The 23,043-nt window shown below is 68.2% G+C and carries 25 protein-coding genes; 3 read left to right on the top strand and 22 right to left on the bottom strand.

The window, feature by feature from the left end:
* Window positions 1–111: 111 nt before the first annotated feature.
* The 9 genes from E6O51_RS01430 to E6O51_RS01390 all read right to left on the bottom strand — a co-directional run bounded on the left by E6O51_RS01430 (window position 112) and on the right by E6O51_RS01390 (window position 9,267).
* A complete protein-coding gene (locus E6O51_RS01430) occupies window positions 112–762 on the bottom strand; it encodes a dimethylsulfonioproprionate lyase family protein (protein ID WP_136383184.1) in 651 nt (216 codons plus the stop codon).
* A complete protein-coding gene (locus tag E6O51_RS01425; protein ID WP_136383183.1) occupies window positions 759–1,766 on the bottom strand; it encodes a class I SAM-dependent methyltransferase in 1,008 nt (335 codons plus the stop codon). The genes E6O51_RS01430 and E6O51_RS01425 overlap by 4 nt, the downstream gene beginning before the upstream one ends.
* Entirely contained in the window at window positions 1,763–3,049 is a 1,287-nt protein-coding gene (locus tag E6O51_RS01420) for an O-acetylhomoserine aminocarboxypropyltransferase/cysteine synthase family protein (protein ID WP_136383182.1), read from the bottom strand. Before E6O51_RS01420 ends, E6O51_RS01425 begins: the two co-directional genes overlap by 4 nt.
* A 19-nt stretch (window positions 3,050–3,068) precedes the next feature.
* Complete coding sequence (locus E6O51_RS01415; protein ID WP_269140094.1) at window positions 3,069–3,881, bottom strand: class II aldolase/adducin family protein; 813 nt, start codon at window positions 3,879–3,881, stop codon at window positions 3,069–3,071.
* 87 nt (window positions 3,882–3,968) lie between these two features.
* A complete protein-coding gene (locus E6O51_RS01410) occupies window positions 3,969–5,144 on the bottom strand; it encodes an acyl-CoA dehydrogenase family protein (protein ID WP_136383180.1) in 1,176 nt (391 codons plus the stop codon).
* Window positions 5,144–6,244 (bottom strand): LLM class flavin-dependent oxidoreductase, encoded by a 1,101-nt coding sequence (locus tag E6O51_RS01405; protein WP_136383179.1) that lies wholly within the window; start codon window positions 6,242–6,244, stop codon window positions 5,144–5,146. Before E6O51_RS01405 ends, E6O51_RS01410 begins: the two co-directional genes overlap by 1 nt.
* 138 nt (window positions 6,245–6,382) lie before the next feature.
* Window positions 6,383–6,988, bottom strand: coding sequence for an NADPH-dependent FMN reductase (gene ssuE / locus E6O51_RS01400; protein WP_136383178.1), 606 nt, complete (start codon window positions 6,986–6,988; stop codon window positions 6,383–6,385).
* A gap of 74 nt (window positions 6,989–7,062) precedes the next feature.
* Entirely contained in the window at window positions 7,063–8,220 is a 1,158-nt protein-coding gene (locus E6O51_RS01395) for an alpha-hydroxy-acid oxidizing protein (protein ID WP_136383177.1), read from the bottom strand.
* Between the two features lie 120 nt (window positions 8,221–8,340).
* Window positions 8,341–9,267 carry a LysR family transcriptional regulator gene (locus E6O51_RS01390; protein ID WP_136383176.1) on the bottom strand — a complete coding sequence of 309 codons (927 nt, stop codon included), beginning with the start codon at window positions 9,265–9,267 and terminating at the stop codon, window positions 8,341–8,343.
* Between the two features lie 105 nt (window positions 9,268–9,372).
* Here E6O51_RS01390 and E6O51_RS01385 point away from each other — a divergent pair, with 105 nt between their 5' ends.
* A complete protein-coding gene (locus E6O51_RS01385) occupies window positions 9,373–10,989 on the top strand; it encodes a rhodanese-related sulfurtransferase (RefSeq protein ID WP_136383175.1) in 1,617 nt (538 codons plus the stop codon).
* Between the two features lie 145 nt (window positions 10,990–11,134).
* Here E6O51_RS01385 and E6O51_RS01380 read toward each other — a convergent pair whose 3' ends face one another.
* The 7 genes from E6O51_RS01380 to E6O51_RS01350 form a co-directional block, all read right to left on the bottom strand.
* A complete protein-coding gene (locus tag E6O51_RS01380) occupies window positions 11,135–11,446 on the bottom strand; it encodes an STAS-like domain-containing protein (protein ID WP_136383174.1) in 312 nt (103 codons plus the stop codon).
* Between the two features lie 17 nt (window positions 11,447–11,463).
* On the bottom strand, window positions 11,464–12,381 hold the full coding sequence (locus E6O51_RS01375; protein ID WP_168735147.1) for an ATP-binding protein: 918 nt from the start codon (window positions 12,379–12,381) through the stop codon (window positions 11,464–11,466).
* A 339-nt stretch (window positions 12,382–12,720) separates the two neighbouring features.
* Window positions 12,721–14,052: an LLM class flavin-dependent oxidoreductase gene (locus E6O51_RS01370; protein ID WP_136383172.1), complete on the bottom strand. Its 1,332-nt coding sequence runs from the start codon at window positions 14,050–14,052 to the stop codon at window positions 12,721–12,723.
* Between the two features lie 31 nt (window positions 14,053–14,083).
* Window positions 14,084–15,277, bottom strand: a complete 1,194-nt coding sequence (locus E6O51_RS01365; RefSeq protein WP_136383171.1) for a c-type cytochrome — start codon at window positions 15,275–15,277, stop codon at window positions 14,084–14,086.
* A gap of 6 nt (window positions 15,278–15,283) precedes the next feature.
* Window positions 15,284–16,105, bottom strand: a complete 822-nt coding sequence (locus tag E6O51_RS01360; RefSeq protein WP_136383170.1) for an ABC transporter ATP-binding protein — start codon at window positions 16,103–16,105, stop codon at window positions 15,284–15,286.
* Window positions 16,099–17,172: an ABC transporter permease gene (locus E6O51_RS01355; protein WP_136383169.1), complete on the bottom strand. Its 1,074-nt coding sequence runs from the start codon at window positions 17,170–17,172 to the stop codon at window positions 16,099–16,101. The genes E6O51_RS01360 and E6O51_RS01355 overlap by 7 nt, the downstream gene beginning before the upstream one ends.
* A gap of 22 nt (window positions 17,173–17,194) precedes the next feature.
* Window positions 17,195–18,241 carry an ABC transporter substrate-binding protein gene (locus E6O51_RS01350; RefSeq protein ID WP_136383168.1) on the bottom strand — a complete coding sequence of 349 codons (1,047 nt, stop codon included), beginning with the start codon at window positions 18,239–18,241 and terminating at the stop codon, window positions 17,195–17,197.
* A 258-nt stretch (window positions 18,242–18,499) separates the two neighbouring features.
* On the opposite strand from E6O51_RS01350, the gene E6O51_RS01345 reads away from it, so the two are divergent.
* A complete protein-coding gene (locus E6O51_RS01345; protein ID WP_136383167.1) occupies window positions 18,500–18,733 on the top strand; it encodes a DUF6364 family protein in 234 nt (77 codons plus the stop codon).
* Window positions 18,723–19,154, top strand: a complete 432-nt coding sequence (locus tag E6O51_RS01340) for a PIN domain-containing protein (RefSeq protein ID WP_136383166.1) — start codon at window positions 18,723–18,725, stop codon at window positions 19,152–19,154. Before E6O51_RS01345 ends, E6O51_RS01340 begins: the two co-directional genes overlap by 11 nt.
* Window positions 19,155–19,263: 109 nt before the next feature.
* On the opposite strand, the gene E6O51_RS01335 is transcribed toward E6O51_RS01340, so the two are convergent.
* The 6 genes from E6O51_RS01335 to E6O51_RS01310 all read right to left on the bottom strand — a co-directional run bounded on the left by E6O51_RS01335 (window position 19,264) and on the right by E6O51_RS01310 (window position 22,956).
* Window positions 19,264–19,869, bottom strand: a complete 606-nt coding sequence (locus E6O51_RS01335; protein ID WP_136383165.1) for a DJ-1/PfpI family protein — start codon at window positions 19,867–19,869, stop codon at window positions 19,264–19,266.
* A 201-nt stretch (window positions 19,870–20,070) separates the two neighbouring features.
* Window positions 20,071–20,808: an alpha/beta fold hydrolase gene (locus E6O51_RS01330; protein ID WP_211091293.1), complete on the bottom strand. Its 738-nt coding sequence runs from the start codon at window positions 20,806–20,808 to the stop codon at window positions 20,071–20,073.
* 159 nt (window positions 20,809–20,967) lie between these two features.
* Window positions 20,968–21,282, bottom strand: coding sequence for a hypothetical protein (locus E6O51_RS01325; RefSeq protein WP_136383163.1), 315 nt, complete (start codon window positions 21,280–21,282; stop codon window positions 20,968–20,970).
* A gap of 93 nt (window positions 21,283–21,375) precedes the next feature.
* Entirely contained in the window at window positions 21,376–21,960 is a 585-nt protein-coding gene (locus E6O51_RS01320; RefSeq protein ID WP_136383162.1) for a DinB family protein, read from the bottom strand.
* 52 nt (window positions 21,961–22,012) lie between these two features.
* Window positions 22,013–22,267 (bottom strand): YdeI/OmpD-associated family protein, encoded by a 255-nt coding sequence (locus E6O51_RS01315; RefSeq protein WP_136383161.1) that lies wholly within the window; start codon window positions 22,265–22,267, stop codon window positions 22,013–22,015.
* Window positions 22,268–22,437: 170 nt separating this feature from the next.
* The gene (locus tag E6O51_RS01310; protein ID WP_136383160.1) at window positions 22,438–22,956 is read right to left on the bottom strand and encodes a hypothetical protein; all 519 of its coding nucleotides are present in this window, start codon (window positions 22,954–22,956) and stop codon (window positions 22,438–22,440) included.
* Window positions 22,957–23,043 lie beyond the last annotated feature (87 nt).

The following is a 23,043-nucleotide window of genomic DNA, read 5'->3' as shown; positions in this document are numbered from 1 at the left end:
TCAGGCAACACCGTTCGCCCTGAGCCCTTCGGCTTCGCTCAGGACAGGCCTGTCGAAGGGCGTTGCATCAAGCGGGCTTCGACAAGCTCAGCCCGAACGGTTGTGGTGTATTCAGTTGCCGGGTTGATAGCTGACTTCTGCCGCCTGCGGATAGACCGACGGCGAGACGATGTCCCCGCTCCAGGTGTAGGCGGCCAGCAGGGGTTCGTCGCCGGTTTCCATGACGTGGATGATGTCCGAGGGGTGCAGGACCCAGTCTCCGGGCACGCGTTCGTGGGTGACGCCGGCGGCGGTCCAGCGGGCGGTGCCGCTGAGGACGAAGTAGGTTTCCACCGCCGGGTGGAAATGCTCCGGGTAGCGCGTGCGGGGGGCGATGAAGGTCAGGCCCAGGCATGCGCGGTCGCTGCGGAAGGGGGCCAGCGGTCCGACCAGCTCGGCCCACGCCATGCGCGTTTCCAGGCCGGGGAAGTCGGGCCGCGGGGTGTAGCCGTAGCGCCAGGGCAGGGCGGCGAAGAGGGGGCGGAAGGCGGCCACCACGTCGGCCACGCGGCCGTTGCGGGACGGCAGCTCGCCATCCAGCAGCGCGGCCACCGGATGGCCGCTGCCGTGGGCGAGGCCGTCGCCGAACCCGACTTCGCGCAGGTGGTGCAGGATGCCGGCCAGCTCGTGGCCGAGGGCGTCGTCGCCGGGCGCGCGCCGCTCCAGGTGGCGGCGCAGGACCTGGACCGCGGCGGCGGCGTGCGATAGCGAATACGTGCTCATGCGCTGCGCTCCGGTCGGGAGCGCAGCACGACGAAGGTGTGGCCGATGGGCTCGCCGCGCTGCAGCGCGTCCCAGGCCTGCTGCGGGTCCAGGCGGGCGGGGGCGAGGCGGGCCTCGATGGCGTGGGCCTGTTCGCCCGAGGTGGCCAGATCCACGCCGGCGAAGGCGTCGGCCAGGTGCCCGGCCCGGTAGAAGTGGAAGGGCCCGTAGCCGGCGCGCTGCTGGGCGGCGTGGCCCTGGAGCACGGCTTCCGCGTCGGCCTGGAGCTTCCAGCCGTAGGTGTAGATTTCGCCGCGATGGCCGGCCAGGCGCGCCATCTCCTCGTACACCGCGAGCGGGATGCGGCTGCCGAGCATGGAAAGCACGGCGCCGCCGGGTTCGAGGAAGTCGTGGGCCTGCTGCAGGGCGAGGTAGTGCAGGGACAGCAGTTGCGCGCGCACCAGCGCCGGGATCTCTTCCGTGCGGGGCGGCAGGTGGCTGGAACTGGTGCGGGCGTGGGCGATGCGCTCGGCGTCCTCGATGGGGATGTTGGGCAGGTTCTCGTAGATCAGGTCGTAGCGCGGACGCAGGTCGCGCAGGGGCTCGAACAGGTCGCCGTGGCCGGATTCGACGCGGACGGGATGGGTGGGCTGCAGGTTGGCGAGGATGTTGGCGCGGGCGGCGGCGACCACTTCCTCGTGCACGTCGGTGATGCCGACCCGGGTGGCGCCCAGGGTCTCGATGGCGGACAGGGCGTCCAGGCCGACGCCGGTGCCGATGGCGCAGAAGGCGGGCTGCACGCCCTGGCGCTGGCGGACCAGCTTGAAGGCCGGCACGGCCACGCTGGCTACCCAGTCGCTGCGCAGGTCGTCGATCTCGGGCAGGTAGGCGCGCGGGCTGACCGCGATGGACAGGCGCCGGGCGATGCGCTCGGGCGCCGCGGCGAGGCCGAGATAGTGCGCGCCGTCGATGTTCAGGCGCAGGGCCGCGCCGGTGGCGGCCACGTTTTCGAAGGGTTTGTTCATGGGGTCGGGTCCGTAGCCAGGGCCTGGGCGAAATCCGCGACGATGTCGGCGGTGTCCTCGATGCCCACCGAGACGCGGATCATCTCCGGCGCGATGCCGGCGCTGCGTTGCTGTTCCTCGTCGAGCTGGGCGTGGGTGCTGGACGCGGGATGCAGCACCGAGCTGCGGGCGTCGCCCACGTGGATGACCAGGGCCGCGAGCCGCAGCCGCTTGACGAAGCGGTCGATGGCCGGGAGCCCGCCGCGCAGGCCGAAGGTGAGCACGCCGCTGCCGTTGCGGGCGTTGAAATGGCGGGCGATGCGCCGCCGGCCCGCCGGGTTCAGGCCGGGGTAGTTGACCCACGCGACCTGCGGATGCTTTTCCAGGAAGCGCGCCAGGGCCAGCGCGTTGGCGCCGTGGCGTTCCATGCGCAGGTGCAGGGTTTCCAGCCCCAGGTTGAAGAAGAAGGCGTTGTGCGGGTTCAGGCAGGCGCCGAAATCGCGCAGGATCTGCGCCCGCGCCTTGATCAGGAAGGGCGAGTTCGGGAACTGCCCGGTGTAGCTGACGCCGTTGTAGCTGGGGTCCGGTTCGGTGAAGTCGGGGAACTTGCCGTTGTTCCAGTCGTAGTTGCCGCCGTCGATGACGATGCCGCCCACGCTGGTGGCGTGGCCGTCGATGTACTTGGTGGCCGAGTGGGTGACGATGTTCGCCCCGTGGCGCAGCGGGTTGCACAGCAGCGGTGTGGCCAGCGTGTTGTCCACCACGAAGGGCAGGTCGAAGCGGCGCGCCAGCGCGGACAGCTTGGCGAAGTCCAGCACGTTCAGGCCCGGGTTGCCGATGGTCTCGCCGAACAGCACGCGGGTGTTGGGCCGCACCAGGCGGGCGATGGCGCGGGGGCTGGCCTGCGGGTCGAAGAGGGTGGCCTCGATGCCGAACTTGGGCAACGTGGTGTGCAGCAGCGAGTACGAACCCCCGTACAGCGTGGCCGGCGCCAGGATGTGGTCGCCGGCGCGGCAGATGTTGGTCAGCGCGAGCAGGTTGGCGGCCTGGCCCGAGGCGGTCGCCACCGCGGCGGTGCCGCCTTCCAGGGCCACCATCTTCTGCTCGAAGCCGGCCACGGTGGGGTTGCCGGTGCGGCTGTACTTGAAGCCGAACTCCTGCAGCGTCATCACCCGCCGCACGTGCTCGATGTCGTCGTACTTGTAGGTGGTGCTCTGCACGATGGGCAGGATGCGGGGCTCGCCCACCCCGGGGCTGTAGCCGGCCTGGATGCACAGCGTGCCCTTGCCGAAAGCGGTGCTCATCGTGTCGTTTCTCCCTGCCTCAATCCAGGAAGTCCGGTTCCTCTTCCACCAGCGCCTCCCACAGGCTGTGGAAGCCCAGCGCCGCGCTGCGGTGTCCGCCCACCTGGCCGGCGGTGAGGCTGGCCACCTCGTGGGACAGGGGCTTCGGCGTGCCGGCGGCTTCGGCCAGCAGTTGGGTGTGGGCGGCGTTGTCCATGGAAATGAACCACCACGCCGCGGCCTCCACCGACGGGCCGGTGGTGAGCAGGCCGTGGTTGCGCAGGATGGCGGCCTTCTTGTTGCCCAGCGCGGCGGCGATGCGCTGGCCTTCCGACTGGTCCCACACCACGCCGGTGTAGTCGTCGAACAGCACGTGGTCGCCGTAGAAGGCGGTGGCGTCCTGGGTCAGGGGGTCGAGCAGCCGCCCCAGGCTGGACCAGGCCTTGCCGTAGGTGGAGTGGGTGTGGGCGGCGGAGACGATGTCCGGGCGCGCGGCGTGCAGGGCCGAATGGATGGCGAAGGCGGCCTTGTTCACCGGCTGGTCGCCCACCAGGATGTTGCCCTGGTGGTCCACCAGCAGCAGGTCGGAGACGCGGATGCGGCCGAAGTGCTTGCCGAAGGGATTGACCCAGAACCGGTCCGGGTATTCCGGGTCGCGGGCGGTGACGTGGCCGGCCAGGCCGTGGTCGTAGCCCTGGCGCGCGAACAGGCGGAAGGTGGCGGCCAGGCGTTCCTTGCGGTAGCGGCGCTCTTCCTCGATGGTGGTGCGCGGGGCCGGTTCGTTGAGGGTGAAGTTGCGTTCGGGGGCGTTCATGGGGGTCCTTCGGTGGCGTTTGCCTGGGAAAGCTTCGATCTGCTCGCCACCGTTCGGGCTGAGCTTGTCGAAGCCCTCTATTGCGGGCCAATCGCCCTTCGACAGGCTCAGGGCGAACGGTATCGGTTACAGCAGGCCGAGCGCGGCGCGGCCGGCCTGGATCAGGATCATGTCGTTCTGGGGCGAGTGGATGCGGCTGCAGAGCACGTCCCGGTGCAGGCGTTCGAGCGGGTTGGCGCGCATCAGCGCCGGGTTGCCGGCCGCTTCCACGGCCAGTTCCACGGCGCGGATGGCGTTGCCGGTGACGGCCTGCTTGACGAACCCGGCCTCGATGCTCGCGCGCACCGGGTCGCCGGGCCGGCCGGCGTCGAAGTCGGCGGCGGCGTGCTGCAGCAGGCGGCGGTTGACCGCGATCAGCGCCTCGATCTCGCCCACCACCTGCTGGAAGCGGTACAGGCTGGAGAGCGGTGCGCCCAGGTTGGTGGGCGTGCGGCCGTTGAGCCACTGCACCAGCCAGTCCCGCGCCGCTTCCGGGATGCCCGCGTAGGCGGCGGAGATCAGCACCGGGTTCCAGGTGGCGATGAGCGGGTCGGGCGCGGCCCATTCGGCGGCCGGGCGCAGGTCCACGGCGTGGTCGGCCGGCACCCGCACGTCGTCCAGCACCACGTCGTCGCTGACCGTGGCGCGCATGCCCAGGTGGTCCCAGGTGGGCACGATGCCGATGCCTGCCGCGTCCATCGGCAGCAGGAAGTAGCCCAGCAGCGGTTCGCCGCCATCCTCCGCGTCCGCCGCCGCCCACACCACGGCGTGGTGCAGCAGCGCGGCGCCGGTCGAATAGATCTTGCGCCCGCTGAGGCGCCAGCCGCCGTCGGCGCGCCGGGCGCGGGTGGCGGGCAGGCCGCCGCGCACCGGGGTGCCGAGTTCCGGTTCCACGCGCAGGGCGTTGATGAGGCCGCCATCCACCGCCACGCGCCCCACACGGGCGCGCAGGGCGGCCGGCCAGCGGGTCGAGGCGGCGATGAGCGCGTGCCACTGGTAGTGCAGGGACAGCAGCAGCGCGGTGGAGGCGTCGCCGCGGCTCACGGTGGTGATCACCGCGAGCGCGTCGGCGAGGCCCCCGCCCAGCCCGCCCTCGCTCTTCGGCACGGTCAGGCCGAGCAGGCCCGCGGCGTGCAGGTCGGCGATGTTCTCCAGCGGCAGGCGGTTGTCCCGGTCGTTGGCCGCGGCGCGGCCGGCGAAGGTCTCCACCAGCGCCGCGGCGCGGGCCGCGGGCGTGAGCAGGACGGTGTCGACGGCGCCCATCAGCCGACCTTGCGCAGGCCGCCGGTTTCCCGTGCGGCGACCAGGGCGCGGATGCGCGGAATCAGGTCCTGGCCGTATTCCACCGCGTCGCGCAGGGGGTCGTAGCCGCGGAACAGGAAGGTGTCCACGCCCAGGTCGTAGTACTCGGCCACCGCTTCGGCGACCTGGTCCGGCGTGCCCACCAGGGAGGTGGAGTTGCCGGTGGCGCCGGTCAGCGCGGCGATCTCGGTCCACAGGCGCTTGTCGTGCACCCTGCCGGCGTGGGCCAGGTCCACCAGGCGTTCGGAGCCCACGTTCTTGTTGTGGGCGCGGAAGCGGGCATGGCTCTCGGCCTTGATCAGTTCCTTGGCGCTGGCGAGGATGCGTGCCGCGCGCCCCCAGGCTTCCTCCTCGGTGGCGCCGAGGATGGGGCGGAAGGAGATGGAGAAGCGGATGTGCTTGTCGCGGCCGTACTTGGCGGCTTCGGCACGCACCTGGGCGACCCGGGTGCGGATCTGCTCCAGGGTCTCGCCCCACATCATGTAGACGTCCGCATGCTTGGCGGCGACGCGCACCGCGGCGTCGGAGGCGCCGGAGAAGAACACCGGCAGGTGCGGCTTCTGCACCGGCTTGACCAGGGTGTGGTTGTCCTGGATGCGGTAGTACTGGCCCTCGTGGTCGAAGGGCTTGTCGCTGGTCCACACCTTCCTGACCACGTCCAGGTATTCGTCGGTGCGGGTGTAGCGCTCGTCGTGGGGGAGGTAATCCCCGTCCCGCTGCAGGTCGCCGCCGTCGCCGCCGGTGATCACGTTGATGGAGGCGCGTCCGCCGCTCAACTGGTCCAGCGTGGCGAACTGGCGGGCGGCGAAGGTGGGGGCCTGGAAGCCGGGACGGTGGGCGACCAGGATGCCCAGGCGCTCGGTGGCCGCGGCCACCCAGGCGCCGATGGCGAAGGAGTCCGGCCACGCGGTGTTGACGGCGATCAGCGCCTTGTCGAAGCCGCCGTATTCCTGCGCCTGGGCGAAGGCCTTGATGAAGCCGGGGTCCACGTTGGGGCCGCGCGGGGCCAGGGATTCGCTGCTTTCCGTCGGGGCGATGAAACCGATGAATTCCAGGCTCATGATGTCTTTCCTCGCTTGAAGTGCGGCGGCCGGTCCGTGGCCGCCCACGGGTACATCCGCCATGTTAGGGATTTTGGATAATTAACCAATCGAATAAAGTTGCTATCGATATATGAGAACTACGGCTTTCCAGCCGTCTCAGGCGCTGTAGCGCACCGTGGGGCGTTCCCGGTCGCCGGCCGCTACGTGGTCCAGCACCTGGGGCGAGGCGGTGCGCTCGCGCACGGAGAGCGTTTCCTGCAGGCGGAACAGGCCCTCGCCGATGCGCTCGTCCACCGCCTGGTCCAGTTCCAGCAGTTCGCCGTCGATCTTCACTTGGCTGTCCACCACGTAGATGCTGGCGAGCAGATGCCGGGCGCCGAGGGCGGAGAGCACCGGCTTCAGCGCGTAGTCCAGCGCCAGCGTGTGGGCCAGGCTGCCGCCGGTGGCCAGCGGCAGGATGGTCTTGCCGGCCAGGCCGTCCTGGGGCAGCACGTCCAGGAAGGTCTTCAGCAGGCCCGAATAGGACGCCTTGTACACCGGCGTGCCCACGATCACCGCGCGGGCTTCCGCGACGCGGCCGATGGCCTTGGCGATGGCCGGGTCCCTGGTGTCGGCGGCCAGCAGCGCGGCGGGGGGCAGGTCGCGCACGGCGATGCTGTCCACGCGCTCGCCGCGGGCGCGCAGTTCGGCGGCGAGGTGCTGCAGGATGCGGTGGCTGCGGGAGGTGGCGGAAGGGCTGCCGGAAATGGTGAGGATGGTCATGAATCTTGCTCCGTTTGCGGGTTGTCCGGTGCGGATGGGTCCGGGCCGGGAATGGGGAGATCGGAAAGGGGCGCTTATCCGTACAGCCGGGTGCGCCGGATGTCGGCCACGGTGGCGGCGCCGGCGAGCTGCATGACGGTGCGCAGTTCGTCCTCCAGATGCTGGAACACCGACTGCACGCCCTGCCAGCCGCCCAGCGCCAGGCCGTACAGCACCGGCCGCCCGAGGGCGACCACGTCGGCGCCGCTGGCGAGCGCCTTGAACACGTCGGCCCCGCGGCGGATGCCGCCGTCGAGGATCAGCGGCACACGGCCCTGCACCGCGGCCGCCACTTCCGGCAGCACGGTGAAGGCGGCCGGCGCGCCGTCGAGCTGGCGTCCGCCGTGGTTGGAAACCTGGATCGCCGCGGCGCCGGCATCGAGGGCCAGCAGCGCGTCTTCCGCGGTGGCGATGCCCTTGACCACCACCGGCAGGCCGCCGTGGCGGCGCACGAAGGCGATGCTGTCCGCGTCCAGGCGGGGCTGGAAGGCGCGCTCGATGGGGCGCAGGCGGCCCGCTGCGTCGAGGAAGTTGCGCGGCGCGGCGGCCGGCGGATAGACGAAGCCGTTGCGGCGGTCGCGCTCCCGGTTGCCGACGATGGGCACGTCCACGGTGAGCACGATGGCGCCGTAGCCCGCGGCGCGGGCGCGCTGCAGCAGTTCGGCATTGAAGCCGTCGTCCCGGGTCAGGTAGATCTGGAACCACTTCGGACCATCGGCGGCGCGCGCCGCGTCCTCCAGGCTCAGGGTGGCGACGGTGCTGACCGTGTGCAGCGTGCCGGCCGCCGCCGCGCCGCGGGCGGTGCCGGCTTCGGCGCTGACGTGGGCGATGGCCTGGCCGCCCATGGGCGCGACGATGGTTGGCAGGGCGATGGGGGTGCCGAGGATTTCCGTGGCGGTGTCGGCGACCACCTTGCCGGTGAGCACGCGCTGGACGATCTGCCTGCGTTCGAAGGCGGCGCGGTTCTCCCGCAGCGTCCATTCGTCCCCGGCGCCGCCGGCGATGTAGTCGAAGCCGGCGGCGGGAATCACCCGGGCGGCGGCCTCTTCGAGTTCGAGCAGGTTGACGGGCTGCAGCGGACGTTCTGCGCTGCCGCTCCGCCACGGTGGAGCCGAGGCGTCGGCGGTGTAGTTCGCCCCGGTGGCGGCGCCGCCCTGCGCCCAGCCCGGGCGCGCCGGGAATGTGGCGGTCATGGCATCGCTCCTGAACAGGAAACGCGATGCTAGGAGTCGCCAGTCAATGAGGCAAACGAATTAAATGTATATCGTTATATGCAGCGATCGCATGATATGGCGTTTGCCATAGATGCTTATCTACGCCGCCAGCGCATCCGCGCCGCCCACGGTAAACGTCGCCACCGCCGCCTCGGCGAACAGCTCGATGGGCCGCTTCAGGTTGCCCGGCGCCGCGGTGTGGATCAGCCACATCTCGGTGGAGGGGTTGAAGTCGGTCACCGGTAGCACGCGGATGCGGTCCCGGTAGCGGCTGCGTTCGATCTGCGCGCGGGTCGCCAGGCCGAGGCCGAGGCCCTCGGCGACGAGCTGGAGCTGCAGCTCGGTGCCGAAGGCGTCCATGGCCACGTGGAAGGGCAGGCCCAGATCGGCCAGCGCGCGCTGCAGGCGGGCGCGGAAGCCGCAGCCGTCCGGGTTGACGATCCACTTGCTGTGGCGCAGGTCGTGCAGGCGGTAGGGCTCGGGCCGCTCCGGCCAACTGCCGGCCATGCTGACCACCACCATCTCCACGGCCATCAGGTGGCGGGCGGCGAGGGCGGGCGGGAAGTCGGTGCCGCGCGGCAGCATCACCGTGGCGGCGTCCAGGTCGCCGCGCTCCACCTGCTTCACCAGATCGCCGCTCCAGCGCGTGCTGACGGTCACGTCCAGCGCGGGATATCGGGCGCGGAAGGCTTCCAGCAGTTCGCCGATGCCGACCTCCGCCGCCGACTGGGTGACGCCCAGGCGCAGCCGGCCCTGGGGCACGGCTTCGGTTTCCACCAGCGCCTTGAGGTTGTCCACCTCGCGCAGCACCTGCTCGCACTGGGCGAACACGCGGCGGCCCAGCGCGTTGGGCTTGGGCGGCTTGGTGTCGCGGTCGAGCAGCACCGCGCCCAGGCTTTCCTCCAGGCTCTGGATGCGGCGGGTGACGGCGGGCTGGGTCAGCCCGAGCGCCTCCGCGGCACGCGACAGGGACTGGTGATGGACGGTGGCGACGAAGGAAACGAGGTCGTCTATCTTGATGTTCATGCGCGCTCGGTGGACGGATTGTTAGCAGAAAAACGAATATGGCTGATAGTTGAACATCTATATCATGCGAACCTTGCATGTTTATCCTACAGGATATCGCTACACATGAACGCACCCGCTAGCCGGCAGGAATCGCTTCGTGACATTCCCCGCGCCACCTACGCCGACGTTCGCGCTGCGCTGCTCGAACGCCGCGAGATCGCGCTCCTCGACGTGCGCGAGGAAGACCCCCACGCCCAGGCCCATCCGCTGTTCGCGGCCAACCTGCCGCTGGCGCGCATCGAGCTCGACGCCTGGTCCAAGCTGCCGCGGCGTGACGTGCCCATCGTCACCCTCGACGACGGCGAAGGCCTTGCCGAACTCGCCGCGCAGCGCCTGATCGGTCTCGGCTACACGGACGTGCGCGTGTTCCAGGGCGGCGTCGCTGGCTGGCGCGAGGCCGGCGGCGAGCTGTTCCGCGACGTGAACGTGCCCAGCAAGTCCTTCGGCGAACTGGTGGAGGCCGAGCGCCACACCCCTTCGCTCGCGGCCGAGGAAGTGCAGGCGCTGATCGACTCGAAAGCCGACGTGGTGATCGTCGACTCGCGCCGCTTCGACGAATACCAGACCATGAACATCCCCGGCTCCACCAGCGTGCCCGGTGCCGAACTGGTGCTGCGCATCGCCGAACTCGCGCCGCGCCCGGAGACGCGGGTCATCGTCAATTGCGCCGGGCGCACGCGCAGCATCATCGGCACCCAGTCGCTGGTCAATGCGGGCATCCCCAACCCGGTCGCCGCACTGCGCAACGGCACCATAGGCTGGACGCTGGCCGGGCAGAAGCTGGAGCAGGGCGCGGACCGGCGCTTCCCCGAAGTCTCCGCGGCCACCCGCGAACAGGCCGCGGCCCGTGCCCGCGCCGTGGCCGACCGGGCCGGCGTGCGCCGCACCACGCTGGCGGAAATCCAGGGCTGGCAGCGCCAGCAGGGGCGCACCACCTACTTCTTCGACGTGCGCACGCCCGAGGAGTACGAGGCCGGCCACCTGCCCGGCTTCCGTTCGGTGCCCGGCGGCCAACTCGTGCAGGAGACCGAGATGGTGGCGCCGACCCGCGGCGCCCGCATCGTGCTCGCGGACAGCGACGGCGTGCGTGCCGACATGAGCGCCTCCTGGCTGGCGCAGATGGCCTGGGACGTCCACGTGGTGGATGGCATCGCCGCGGCGGACCTAAGCGAGCGCGGCGCCTGGCGCGCCCCCGTGCCGCCCCCGCCGCCCGCCCGCCGCATCCTGCCGGAAACCCTGTCCCGCAGCCTCGCCGCCGGCGAGGACGTCGTGATCCTCGACTTCACCACCGGGGCCAACTACCGCAAGCGCCACATCCCCGGCGCCTGGTGGGCGCTGCGCTCGCAACTGGCCGACGTCCTGCGCCAGGTGCCCCGCGCCGCCCGCTACGTGCTGACCTGCGGCAGCAGCCAGCTCGCCAACTACGTGGTGCCGGAGGTCGAGGCGCTGGTGGACGGTGAAGTGTGGCTGCTGGAAGGCGGCAACGCCGCCTGGTTCGCCGCCGGCCTGCCGGAGGAGAGCGGCGAAACCCGCCTCGCCTCCCCGCCCATCGACCGCTACCGCCGCCCCTACGAGGGCACCGACAGCCCGCGGGAAGCCATGCAGGCCTACCTGGACTGGGAATTCGGACTGGTGGCGCAGCTCGGGCGCGATGGGACGCACCATTTCAGGGTAATCTGAGAGGCGCGCACCGCGCGCTTCCGGCAAACCCGCTAATAGAATAGGCGTTTGGCGCATGCGCCGACAAAGCGACGTTTATTTGCCGTAGGCCGCCAGGCAGGCGTGCAAAAGCCCGCAAGAAGCGGGCTGCCGACGAAATGCTGCGTTAGTGGACAGGTCGGCTCTGGCTGAGTTGGTCAAGCCGGTCGCTGACCACGAAATGCAGGATCGTCTGTGTATCGGGGGAGCAGTTCCTAAAAACGAGACTCTGGAGTACATCCTCCCCTCGTTCAAGCACCAGCACGCCGACCAATTCGTCAATGAACGACTGGGTGACGTCCGTCCCGGCAAAATCGAGCACTACTTGATCACCAGCTTGCAGCGTTGCTTCGATCAAATCTCGGATGGCGTGGGCAGATGGCCTGGACCCAAGCAAGCGGCCGCCGACGGCCCGCTCGGCAAGCATGACAGTGGTCATCGCGCGCTCCCTGTACGTTACTGAAAATGAAGTCCGGGCACCTGCCTGAACCCTGGCAAGGCCGCGACTACCTGTGATACGTCTATGGTCGGCAGTCGTTCGGAGCAGAACTCGATAAAGACACCGGTACCGTCCCACCCCGCCGTCCGCCAGGTTGCCGCACGCCCGTTAGCGTCTTCATTGTAGGCAGAATCGCCGGAATATATCGTGAATTCTCCACCGGATGCCAGCGCCAGCCGGGTGCTGACGGTGAGTCCCACCCCCTGGTTTGCCGAGTCATGCGCATAGCGGAGGTCACGATTGCAGCTTACCCGCGGTTCGAGCGCGAGGCGAATCGCGGCTTCATGAGAGTGTCCATCCTGCAAACGGGGGTGGCTTTGGAGCGACTGGAGCAGACCGCACCCGTCGTCCACAATGGCTATCTGGAGGCGTTTTCTTCGTGGGAAGTACTGGGCGGCGACCGTCGCCTGTGCATGGGTATAGCCTCTCCGGCGGCCATGAATGAGGGCGTTGTCGAGCAATTCGGAGAACACGTATGCGATGGATTTGTCGGCCTTCTCTGCATCTGACGGGCACATGCCGTCGGGGTCAGTGGCCGTCGAGATGGTGGGAATCTGAGCCACGATCGTTCGTGCGATCCGTAACGCAGTCGCGTCCGAATCGTCGACCCGGGTCACGTCATGCAGTTCGACCAGATTGCCTTGCAGATCGTTGCGGGCATAGCTCCCAGTCCGGTCATCGAATCGGAGATTTGGTGCATCAGCAAACAAATCCATGCGTCGCATGTAGGACTCCATCTCCAACGGCAGATCACGTAGATGGACGATGACATTGCGCTCGTTCAAGCTTTGAATCAGATGCCTGAGTAGGCATAGTCCCGCAGGATCAACCCACCTGAGGCCGGCACAATCGAGGCAGAGCTCTTCGTCGGTCATAGCTGAGGTGCGCGTCCGTATCTTAAGCATTTCGCCTAGCCGGCGATGGGTGATCATCGGAGGAATAGTCAGATTTGATCGCATCCGGCGGCCTTGATAGCGGATGTGGCAAATGCCGATGCCAATGCCTCAAAGACACTGGAAACGTGCTCAATGATAACCGCTTATCGAGCAAAGTAAGGAGTCTGTCATATGGCGAGAGACGGTTGAAGCGTCTGCTGGCCGATGGCAGTTGAGCAGGCCACTATTGATACCAACGACCTGCTGCAGATCGCCCCGCTCGATGGCCTGGAAATACTCGCTCCGGCACAGGCGCTGGAGCGAGTGGCGATGCCCTGATCACACGAAATGCCGGTTCGGCCGGTGCGGCAGGCCCAGGTTCTCGCGGAAGGTACGTCCCGTGTATTCCGTGCGGAACAGCCTGCGGCGCTGCAGTTCGGGCACCACCAGGTCCACGAAGTCGTTCACGCCGCCCGGCGCGGACGGGAACATGATGGTGAAGCCGTCGGAGGCGCCATTCGTAAACCAGTGCTCGAAGTCGTCGGCGATGCTCTCCGGCGTGCCCACCAGGATGCGGTGGCCGCCGATGGTGAAGCGGGAGTAGAGCTGGGCCACGGTGGGGCGGTGCTTGCGGATGTAGTCCAGGATCAGCGCCTGGCGGCTCTTGTGGCTGTTGGTCTCGGCGACCTTGTCGGGCAGCGGCACCAGGGCGTCCAGGGGCAGGCCGGCGAGGTCCACGCCCAGGCTGGCGTAGGCGGCCAGGGCCTGCAGCGTGGCGTTGCGGTCGCGGTAGCGCAGGAGTTCGCCGTACTTGTCCTCGGCCTCGGCCTGGGTGCGCCCCACGATGGGCGAAACGCCGGGCAGGATGTTGATGTGATTGGGGTTGCGGCCGATGCGGTCGGCGCGGGCCCGCACGTCGGCGCGGAAGGCCTGGGCGTGTTCCAGTTCGGTTTCGGCGGTGAACAGCACCTCGCCGACGCGCGCGGCCAGATCCTTGCCCGATTCGGACGAACCGGCCTGGGCGATCACCGGCCAGCCCTGGGGCGGGCGTGCGGCGTTGAGCGGGCCGCGCACGCGGAAGAACTCGCCCGCGTGGTCGAGGGTGCGCACCTTGGCCCGGTCCACCCACTGCCCGGTGGCCTTGTCGGCGACCACGGCGTCGTCGGCCCAGGTGTCCCACAGGCCGGTCACCACGTCGAAGAACTCGTGGGCGCGGCGGTAGCGCTCGGCGTGGTCCGGGTGGGCGTCCAGGTTGAAGTTCTCGCCGCCGGCGGTGGAGGTGACCACGTTCCAGCCCGCGCGGCCGCCGGAGAGGTGGTCCAGCGAGGCGAAGCGGCGGGCCACGTTGTAGGGCTCGCTGTAGGTGGTGCTGGTGGTGCCGATGAGGCCCAGGTGGCGGGTGGTGACGGCCAGCGCGGAGAGCAGCACCAGCGGGTCCCAGCGCGGGGAGATGGTGTGGAACGGCAGGGCGTCGATGTCCGCGTAGACGTTGTCGTAGAAGAAGATGGAGTGGAACCGGCCGCGCTCCAGGGCGGCGGCGATGTCCCGGTAGCGTTCGAAGTTGCGGTAGGCGTCCACGTCCACTTCGGGATGGCGCCAGCTGTCGCCCTGGACGCCGGAACCGCTCATGTAGGCGTTGAGCTTGATCTGACCGGTAGCGGGTTGGCTCATGGGGTTTCCTCGCGGGTGATGGGTGGGTGGGTCAATGGATGTAGGCGCCGCGTATTGCACGCACCGGTTCGGCATCCATGCGGGCGATCAACGCGCCCAGGCCGTCCTCGCCGGCGGCGGCTTTCGGCGCTGGGGCGGCATCGCTGCGGCACACCATGTCGGCATCGGACCAGCCCGCCAGGGGCGGTCGTCCGAGGGCACGCAGCCAGCCTTGGCGGTCGGCGATCCACTGGGTGCCGGCGAGCTGCTCGGGGGCGACGCCCGCGATCAGCGCGAAGGTCTTCCAGGCTTGCGCCGAGCGGCTGACGCAGTCGGCCGCCGCCGTGTCGGTGCCGGCATCCGCATCGGGGGGCAGCAGCAGCAGCGTGTCCAGGCGTGGATCGGGCAGCGGCACGTCCGGCCCGGCCACCACGCGCAGGCGCACGCCCGCGCGTTCCGCGAGCGCCGGGCCGCTGCCGCAATCCACGTCCAGCGCCGGCAGGGGCACCGGCGTCACCCAGCGTCCCGTGCGCAGCAGGCTCTGGCCGGCGGCGAGCGCCTGCAGGTAGGCCAGCGTGGCCCAGATATCCCGGTCGGACAGGGTGTCCGCGAAACCGTGCAGGGCGGATTCTCCCGCGCTCCCGGGCCGGCGGCCGGTGACCGTGCCGTGGCGGACGTGCCAGAACAGCTCGCCGTCGCTCTTCTGCCACAGCAGGCCGCGCGAGAGATCGGGCGGCCACATGGGCAGGCCGGCCGCGCGCGGCCCCTCGCCACGGCCGTCGCTGCCGTGGCAGGCGGCGCAGTGGGCGGCGTAGAGCGGCTCGCCGTCAGCGACGGCGGTGCTGTCGAAACTCAGCGGCGAGCGGTGGAAGTGGGTGGGTGCGGCCTCGGCCAGCACGGCGGCGCGGCTGGAAGGCTGGAGCAGCAGGGCGCCCAGGAAGCCCGCGCCGATGCCGGCCGCCAGCGCGCCGACGACGAGCGCCGGGCGCCGCAGCGGGCGCCACAGGGCGAGCAGCAGGGCGAGGGCGACGACGGCTGCCGCCGCCAGCGCCAGGGCCAGCCGGCGCGCCACGCCGAAGTCCACCCGCAGCATCTCGCTGGCGAAGCGCCACGGCAGCGGCCACAGGGGCTGGCCGTCCAGGCGCCGGGTCAGGCCGAGGGCATCGGCCAGACCCAGCAGTCCGGTCTGCAGGCCTTGCAGCAGCCAGAGCAGGAATTCCAGCCAGGCAGGGGCGGTGGCAGCCACCGCGCCTTACCAGGTGGCATCCAGCCCGAGCAGGCCGAGGGCGTGGTGACGCAGTTCGGCCAGGCGCGGGCTGCCGCGGTGGCGCGGGTAGGGCAGATCGACTTCGAAATCGGCCTTGATCTTCGCGGGCCGTTCGCTGAACACGACGACGCGCTGGGCGAGGAAGAGGGCTTCTTCCACGTCGTGGGTGACCAGCAGCACCGTGAAGCCGGTGCGCTGCCACATGGACACCAGTTCGCTCTGCATCGCGAGCCGCGTCAGGGAATCGAGCTTGCCCAGGGGTTCGTCCAGCACCAGCAGGCTGGGCTCGTTGACGATGGCGCGGGCCAGCGCCACGCGTTGCGCCATGCCGCCGGAAAGCTGGTGGGGATGGGTCTTGGCGAATTCGGACAGGCCCACCAGGGACAGGGCCTCGTCCACGCGGCTGCGCTCGCGGCTCAGCACGCCGCGGGCCTGCAGGCCGAGGGCCACGTTGTCCCACACGGTGCGCCAGGGGAACAGCGTCGGATCCTGGAACACCACGATGCGCGACGGGTCCGGCCGGGTGATGCTGCGGCCGTCCTGGCGGATGCTGCCGTCGCTGGGCGGCTCCAGCCCGGCCACCAGGCGCAGCAGGGTGGACTTGCCGCAGCCGCTGGGGCCGAGCAAGGCCACGAACTCGCCCGGCTTCACGTCCAGGCTCACGTCGTCCAGCACCGGCAGCGGCCCTTCCTTGAGGTCGAACCGGTGGCTGACGCCGCGGATGTCGATGTGGGAGCCGACGACGCCGGCCTTGTCCGCCGCCGGCGCTTCGTGTTCGCGCTTGCGTTCAATGACGGCGCTTACCATTTCAGGGTTCCTTTCTGCCACGACAGCACGCGGTCGCGCACCCCGAACAGCAGCGTGATGAGGCCCGAGCACAGCAGCGCCATGATGATCAGCGCGGCGTACATGTTGGTGTAGGAAGCCCAGCCTTGCGCCCAGGTGAGATACCAGCCCAGGCCGGACTTGACGCCCATCATCTCGGCCACGACGAGCACGGAGAACGCGCCGCCCAGGCCCATGAACAGGCCCACGAACACCTGCGGCAGCGCCGCCGGAATCGCCACCCGCAGCACCAGGAACCACTCGGAGGCGCCCATGGTGCGGGCCACGTCGTAGTAGTTGCGGTTGACGCTGGCCACGCCCGACCAGGTCAGCACCGCGACCGGGAAGCCGGTGGCGAGCGCGATCAGGAACACCGCGGCTGCGTAGCTGGAGGGCGAGAAGAAGAAGGCCAGCGGCAGCAGCGCCGTGGGCGGGATGGGGCCGATGAAGCGCACCAGCGGATGAACCCAGTAGCCCACCACGCGGGACCAGCCCATGCCCACGCCGGTCAGGAAGCCGATCGCGGCGCCCAGAAAGAAGCCGTGGGCGAGGAGCTTGAGGGAGTTCCAGAAACTGTCGGCGAGCCGGGCGTAGTCGTCCAGATAGACTTCCACCAGCGCCTGCGGCGGTGCGAAGAAGGGCGCGGGCAGCACGGCGTACTTGGCGGTGAGCAACTGCCACACGGCCGTGAGCGCCGCCAGGGCGATCAGCCACGGGCCGCTCCCGCGTACCGGCGCGACCGCCCCGAGACGGGGGCCGATCACCGCCAGGGCCAGCAGCAGGCCGCCCACGAGGGCGGTGCCGGTGCCGAACTCGGCGGTCAGGTTCCATTCGGTGAAGCCGATGGACGCGTTGGGGATGAAGCGGGTGACGGCGCCGACGGCGATCCAGATCAACGCGGCGATCGCCCCGCTCCACCAGACACCGGGGTTGCCGGCCGATGTACGGGCGCGCCGCGTTTCCTCGGCCGGCGCGGCGACAGCGGCGGGAGCCGCAGCCTCGGCGCCCGGCGGGACGACACCTGTGGAAGTAAGGGTGGCGGACGACATGGCCGGATTCCTCCCCACGGGCTCAGGCGAGTACGTCTACGAACACGTGGTCGGCCAGCTTGGCCGGACTGGTGCTCGCCTTGAGCACGCCGATGGTGCGGAAATCCTTGGCGTAGAACTCGATCTCGTCGCGCAGTTGCTTGCCCAGCGGATGGTGGTTGTGGGTGAGCGTGCCAAGCAGCTTGCGCAGGTCTTCCAGGCTCACCTTGGGCGAATACTTGGCGAACACCTCGGCCGACTCGTTGGGGTTGTGGGAGGTGAAGTCGGACGCCTCGACGATGGCCCGCGCAATGGCCGCCGCCACCGGCTTCTCTTCGCGCACCAGCTTGCCGCCGGCGCCGATGAAGCAGCACACCTTGTCGGCGTACTCGCCGGAAAGGTTGGTCGCCAGCTCCACGTACACGCCGGGCTTGCGCTTTTCCAGCAGGAAGAGGTTGGGGTCGCCATCGGCGATGGCCTGGATCTCGCCCTTGTCCACCGCCACGCCCAGCAGGTCGGCTGGGTACTGGCGCCAGGTCACGTCCTTGTCCGGGTCGATGCCGTTCTTGCCCAGCAGGATGGAGAAGAAGTTCTTGCCCGGCGCGGCCAGGTCGCTCACGCCGATGGTCTTGCCGCGCAGGTCCTTGAGCGTGGTCACGCCCGCTTCCTTGGCGCCGATCAGGCGCACGCAACCGCCGTGGGAGCTGCCGATGAGCTTCACGTCCAGCCCTGATTCCAGCGGCTTGATCCAGCGGTGGATCATGCCCACCGCGGCATCCGCCTTGCCGGTGGCCAGCGATTCCAGGAGCTGGTCGGTGGAGCCGGTGTAGTTGATCAGGTCTACCTCCAGGCCGTGCTTCTCGAAGAAGCCGCGCTCCTGCGCCACCACGATGGGGGTCAGGCAGAAGGCGTTGGCGTTCCAGGCGAAGGTGATCTTGCGCAGCTTGGGCGCGGCCCACACGCCCGTGGCGAACGGGGCGGCGGCTGCGCCCAGCGCGACGGCGCCGGCGGCACGCAGCAGGCGGCGCCGGCCGGGCGCCTGAACGGTTTCCTGCGGCAGGACGATGGAGGACTCAACGGGTTGCGTCATGGTGGCGGGCTCCGGGATGGGAATGGAACAAGGAAAAGCGCGCCGGCAAAGGGCGCACTAGATGCGATGGACGCATGATAGTGAAGCCCTAATATCAGGGAAGTGAATTTATCGGATAAGGATTGCGCCCTGAGGGATAACCATCGGGCGGGGAGGGGCAAGGGCCGCCGAGGTGGCGGGCTGCAGGCCTCCCGCCGTTTGTCCAACACGTAAATTACGTGCAAAATCCCCTCATCCTGACAAACGGGACCGGACACCATGAAGCAGAACATCACCGTCTCGCTGGACGCCACCACCCTCCAGCGCGCGAAGAAACTTGCCGCCCAGCGCAACCTGAGCGTCAGCAAGCTCCTCGCTGCCGACTTGGCCGAACAGGTCGATGCCGAGCAACGCTACGACCAGGCCCGGCGCCAGGCGCTCGCCTGGCTGAAACATGGCACTTTCGACCTCGGTGGCAAGTACCCGGGCCGGGACGAAGTCCATGAACGTTAAGGCGTCTCTCGCCTTCGTCGACACCAACATCCTGCTCTATGCCCACGACCGCAACGCGGGCGACAAGCAAGTCCGGGCGGCGGGCCTGCTCGCCAGCCTGTGGGACACGCGCAGCGGCGTCCTGAGCCCGCAGGTATTGCAGGAGTTCTTCGTCAACGTTACGCGCAAGCTCTCCCCGCCCGTGGGCATCGCCCAGGCGCGCGAGATCGTGCGCACCTACAGCCTGTGGGTGCGCCGCGACAGCACCCCGGCCGACATCCTGCGTGCCAGCGAAATCATGGAACTTACCGGCTACAGCTTCTGGGACAGCCTCATCCTCGCCGCCGCCGAAAAAGCCGGCGCCGAAGTGCTGTACAGCGAAGACATGCAGCATGGACAGCGGACGCTCGGACTTGCCATCGTCAATCCTTTCGCCGGATAAGGCCGAACGCCCACAGCCGCGCAGGACGCGGTAGGTGCAAGTCGTATTGCGCCGCATGGAAACTCGGTCATCCGGCGCACTACCCGCAGGTTTTGCGCCCTGTTCGGGCTCAGGCCTCCACCCGATACGGCACATCCATCTGCCGCGCCGTCGCCTCGGCCAGTTGCTGTCCCGCGAAGCGCGCCACCAGATGAAGGCTCATGTCCACGCCGGCCGCGATGCCGGCCGACGTGACCACCGCCCCCTCATCCACCCAGCGCACGTTCTCGCGCACGTCGAGCTGCGGAAACGCCCGCCGCAGGTCTTCCACATCTTCCCAGTGCGTCGTGGCCGCCTTGTCCGTCAGCAGCCCCGCCCTGGCGAGGATGAAGGCGCCGGTACACACAGAGGCGGTGAGTGCGGCGGCCCTGGATTGCGAAGCGACCCAGGCGACGAGTCCGGGGTCATCCACTTCCGCATCCACCACACCGCCCGGGATCAGCAGGATGTCCGGCTGCGGGCAGTCATGGATCGTGTGATCGGGCAGGACGCGCAGGCCGGCCCGTGCGGTGACCGGCTGTTCGGTCCGGGCGACGGTGAAGACTCGAAACGGGGCCGGATCGCCCGGTTTGCGCCGTCCATGAACCCGGCTGGCGGTCGTGAACACCTCGAACGGGCCGGCGAAGTCCAGGACTTCCACGTTCGGGAAGATGTAGATGGCGACGGTGAGGGTCATGGTGAGGCATCCAGCCCGGTTGATGGAAACGTCAGGCCGAAAGCCCGAAGGCACTGCCGTACTTATTAACCCGGCAATGAAATAAGTAACACCGTTCGCCCTGAGCTTGTCGAAGGGCGTTGGTCTCAACCGGGCTTCGACAAGCTCAGCCCGAACGGTATTTGATTGCCGGGTTAATAGTCCCCGGGCCGCCGCTGCATGTTACTGCGTGCCTTCCAGGATGAGCCGGACCACGCCTTCAGGATCGACCCACATGGGGACATGCCCCCAGTTGCGCGGGAAGACCCATCGCGTCTGCAAGGGGAGTTCGTCGCGCCTCTGCGATGATTTCGGGAGTATCCAGTCACGTCCCCCGAATGCGACAGTGACCGGGACGGAAATGGACTGCCCCGACGCAAACCGGTGAAGGTTGGCAAACGTGGCATCGAACGACCGGGCGCCGGAAAAATCCTCCATGACCCGGATCGCGTCGCTCGCAGGCATCTTCCTGCTGCCGGGGGAGAGAGGAATGGCAAGAATCGCTTCGCGCGTGAGGGAAAACCTCAGCGCCGCCCGCGCGAGGGCGGGAAATGTCTGGGCGCTCCACCGCAATCCCTGGAAAACATGCCGGACGTGGGGCGATATGCTCTCTTTCCATAGCCCCGCAGGAGAGAGGGCCACCACACTTCGCGCGATCCCCAGCTTCGCTGCTTCCAGCGCCATCAGGCCCCCCAGGGAATTGCCCGCGATGTCGACGGGAGTCGTTATCCCCAATTCGCCCAAGGAGTCGGCCAGCGTAGCGACCAGATTACGGACCGTGGGCACCACGCCGTCCGGCAGCGGCGGTGTGTCGCCGAAGCCGGCCGTGTCGAAAGCAATCACCTGCCGTTCCGCTGCCAGCAACGGGATGACGGGATTCCAGGCCGCGTGGGACATCCCGATCCCGTGCAGCAGTATCAACGGCCGCCCGTTTCCTTCTCGTCTATGGCGCCACATGGGCGGTTGACGTCCTTCGGCGCGTAACGGGAAATTGAACAGGGAGCAAATTGGGGGGCTGCTTGATCTTGCGGGCGGGGGAAGTGGTCTGGTTCTCCATATGTCCAATGACTTGATGGCTGGTTATTGGCTCTTCAACTCGGTCCTGTGGCCGGCCTTGCAGATGAGAATCAGCACGTTCCGCTCCTTGTCGAATTCCTTGTGAACGATCGATTCGCCACACTTTCGGCCCCTCAGCGGCCGGTGCTTCTGGCACGCCAGTTCCGAGCGGGCGCGGGGAGGATTCCAGTACGCGTACAAGGCCACCAGAAGCGACGTCAGGGCAATCGTCTCCGCAACCCCGAACGTTGCCACGACCTGTTGGATTTGCGCGCGGGTCGGGCGGCGTTTGGCCCCGTGCCTTTTCTCGATCTCGTCCAGAACGGGCTGAATGTCCATCTCTCCCTCCGCAGCGTTCCAATCGTGTCCGGAGCCGATTGATCGGGGGCCGCCAAGCACAGCCAGCAGAACCCTCAGAGACCAGGCGGCGCGCTATGGGTGCTCCTTCTGCATGCGCACGATGGCGTCCAACTGGCGACGATGGATCATCGTGTGCAGCGCCGCCAGCGTGTGCCACCCCTGGCCATCCAGCGGACCAAACCAAGGATGCGCGTGGCGGCGCACCGTATGCAGGTTCTCGACCGCCCCCACCCGCTCCAGGTAGGTCTTGAGGGCATCCTCCAGTTGCTCCAGTTGTTCCGGCCCCGCATCCGGGGTCGGCTTGACATCGGCGATGCGCACCTCACGCCCGAATGTCCTGTCCTCGCTCAAAGCGCCCAGGAGCTCGCCAATCCCGGTATCGACGATGACGAGATGCTGCAAGACCATTGCCGCGGACCAGTCCCGGCTATTGTCCTCGAGTCCGGTGAGCCTTGGAATGAGCACCTGACGCTTCATCTGCTCCAAAGGGAGCCTCCGCGCCGTCTCCAACACTCTTCCGGTTTCGGCGCACAACCAATCCTGGATTCTGTGCCGGGCGAGAGCGCTTCGCAGGAAGCGGAAGCCCAACCGGGACAGCAGAAGCTCCACGGTCGGCAGGCCGGCGCCGGGCGGAGCCAGCAGGGTCTTGTCATTCATGGCTGAGTCGTCGAGTGTGATGGGAACGGGTTGGTATTCCAGAGCCAGACGTTCATTGCTTTCGTGATGCCGCGTGCTTCATGTTCATATAGACGCCGCCGGCCTTGAGTTCATCAAGCATCCGGGCAAGCCTCTTCTCCTTCGTCTCCTGCCGTCTTGCCTGATTTATCCAGCCGATGTAGTCATTCTGCTGATACGCAGGCCGCTCCTCATAAGCACCCATCAGGCCACGGTCATTCAACGCCCGCTTGACGAATTCCGGCATTGGATGCCTGGGGCGCTTCAGGCTTGAAAAATCGGTACTCATCGTTTCCTCTACACTCCGCGATCCAACGCTCCGGTTCAGGCACGACGGCGCGTTGGCGCCGGGGTTGCCGGAGCCTGCCCCTATTGCCACGCTGACCCCTATTACCACTATTGCTACCGATGTCTGGCCAACGGAATCCCGTGGTCCGTTTCATCGCGCCCCGGCGGCGACTAGTGCTCGACATACTTCTCGCCACCGGGCAATTCATTGAAGTGGATGAATCGGATGAAGGCGTGTCCGAACTGATCGAGCTCTTCGTCGAAGAGTTCACGGACCCGCGGATGCCGGAACCCCTGCTTGATGTATCGCTGCCAGGCACGACCGTCGTCGGTAGTGCTTGCAAAGATACCCTGGGTGGCAAAGAAGACCTCTTCATAGATGTTGAGCCGGAAGAGGACATAACCGCGAAGTGCATAGTAGCCCTCGTCCCGCGGGATACCTATCGGCACGAAATATGGCGTGTCTCGGTGGGACTGGTCGAAGAACGCCTTCGCCACCTTGGGATGCTGAACCGCCAGTTTGTTCAGCTCCAGAAGCCGATCATGAACCTTGCCGATTAGGGTTCGCTTGTAGTACCAGCGTGCGGCAAGCAGCGCCACGAAAGCGACCGCGACGCCGGCTGCCGTCGCGATGGGGCCGGCGAGTGACGGTGACAAGAGACATGCATTGGCGGCCGAGGAGGTGGGCATGTTCGTGCTCCCTGTCAGGTGATAGTGGGAGGGATTATTAGAAGGAGGACCTTGGCATTCAAAACTCTAGAAGCTCAGATGACACTG

It is taken from the genome of Pseudothauera rhizosphaerae, assembly GCF_004801305.1.
In the GTDB taxonomy this organism is placed as follows: domain Bacteria; phylum Pseudomonadota; class Gammaproteobacteria; order Burkholderiales; family Rhodocyclaceae; genus Pseudothauera; species Pseudothauera rhizosphaerae.
This window is presented reverse-complemented; position numbering and strand designations above follow the sequence as displayed.

Excerpts from the sequence above, each read along its gene's own strand:
- E6O51_RS01430 (WP_136383184.1), bottom strand. The coding sequence starts at position 762 with ATGAGCACGTATTCGCTATCGCACGCCGCCGCCGCGGTCCAGGTCCTG.
- E6O51_RS01425 (WP_136383183.1), bottom strand. The coding sequence starts at position 1,766 with ATGAACAAACCCTTCGAAAACGTGGCCGCCACCGGCGCGGCCCTGCGC.
- E6O51_RS01420 (WP_136383182.1), bottom strand. The coding sequence starts at position 3,049 with ATGAGCACCGCTTTCGGCAAGGGCACGCTGTGCATCCAGGCCGGCTAC.
- E6O51_RS01410 (WP_136383180.1), bottom strand. The coding sequence starts at position 5,144 with ATGGGCGCCGTCGACACCGTCCTGCTCACGCCCGCGGCCCGCGCCGCG.
- E6O51_RS01405 (WP_136383179.1), bottom strand. The coding sequence starts at position 6,244 with ATGAGCCTGGAATTCATCGGTTTCATCGCCCCGACGGAAAGCAGCGAA.
- ssuE (WP_136383178.1), bottom strand. The coding sequence starts at position 6,988 with ATGACCATCCTCACCATTTCCGGCAGCCCTTCCGCCACCTCCCGCAGC.
- E6O51_RS01395 (WP_136383177.1), bottom strand. The coding sequence starts at position 8,220 with ATGACCGCCACATTCCCGGCGCGCCCGGGCTGGGCGCAGGGCGGCGCC.
- E6O51_RS01390 (WP_136383176.1), bottom strand. The coding sequence starts at position 9,267 with ATGAACATCAAGATAGACGACCTCGTTTCCTTCGTCGCCACCGTCCAT.
- E6O51_RS01385 (WP_136383175.1), top strand. The coding sequence starts at position 9,373 with ATGAACGCACCCGCTAGCCGGCAGGAATCGCTTCGTGACATTCCCCGC.
- E6O51_RS01380 (WP_136383174.1), bottom strand. The coding sequence starts at position 11,446 with ATGACCACTGTCATGCTTGCCGAGCGGGCCGTCGGCGGCCGCTTGCTT.
- E6O51_RS01375 (WP_168735147.1), bottom strand. The coding sequence starts at position 12,381 with ATGACCGACGAAGAGCTCTGCCTCGATTGTGCCGGCCTCAGGTGGGTT.
- E6O51_RS01370 (WP_136383172.1), bottom strand. The coding sequence starts at position 14,052 with ATGAGCCAACCCGCTACCGGTCAGATCAAGCTCAACGCCTACATGAGC.
- E6O51_RS01360 (WP_136383170.1), bottom strand. The coding sequence starts at position 16,105 with ATGGTAAGCGCCGTCATTGAACGCAAGCGCGAACACGAAGCGCCGGCG.
- E6O51_RS01355 (WP_136383169.1), bottom strand. The coding sequence starts at position 17,172 with ATGTCGTCCGCCACCCTTACTTCCACAGGTGTCGTCCCGCCGGGCGCC.
- E6O51_RS01350 (WP_136383168.1), bottom strand. The coding sequence starts at position 18,241 with ATGACGCAACCCGTTGAGTCCTCCATCGTCCTGCCGCAGGAAACCGTT.
- E6O51_RS01345 (WP_136383167.1), top strand. The coding sequence starts at position 18,500 with ATGAAGCAGAACATCACCGTCTCGCTGGACGCCACCACCCTCCAGCGC.
- E6O51_RS01340 (WP_136383166.1), top strand. The coding sequence starts at position 18,723 with ATGAACGTTAAGGCGTCTCTCGCCTTCGTCGACACCAACATCCTGCTC.
- E6O51_RS01335 (WP_136383165.1), bottom strand. The coding sequence starts at position 19,869 with ATGACCCTCACCGTCGCCATCTACATCTTCCCGAACGTGGAAGTCCTG.
- E6O51_RS01325 (WP_136383163.1), bottom strand. The coding sequence starts at position 21,282 with ATGGACATTCAGCCCGTTCTGGACGAGATCGAGAAAAGGCACGGGGCC.
- E6O51_RS01320 (WP_136383162.1), bottom strand. The coding sequence starts at position 21,960 with ATGAATGACAAGACCCTGCTGGCTCCGCCCGGCGCCGGCCTGCCGACC.
- E6O51_RS01315 (WP_136383161.1), bottom strand. The coding sequence starts at position 22,267 with ATGAGTACCGATTTTTCAAGCCTGAAGCGCCCCAGGCATCCAATGCCG.
- E6O51_RS01310 (WP_136383160.1), bottom strand. The coding sequence starts at position 22,956 with ATGCCCACCTCCTCGGCCGCCAATGCATGTCTCTTGTCACCGTCACTC.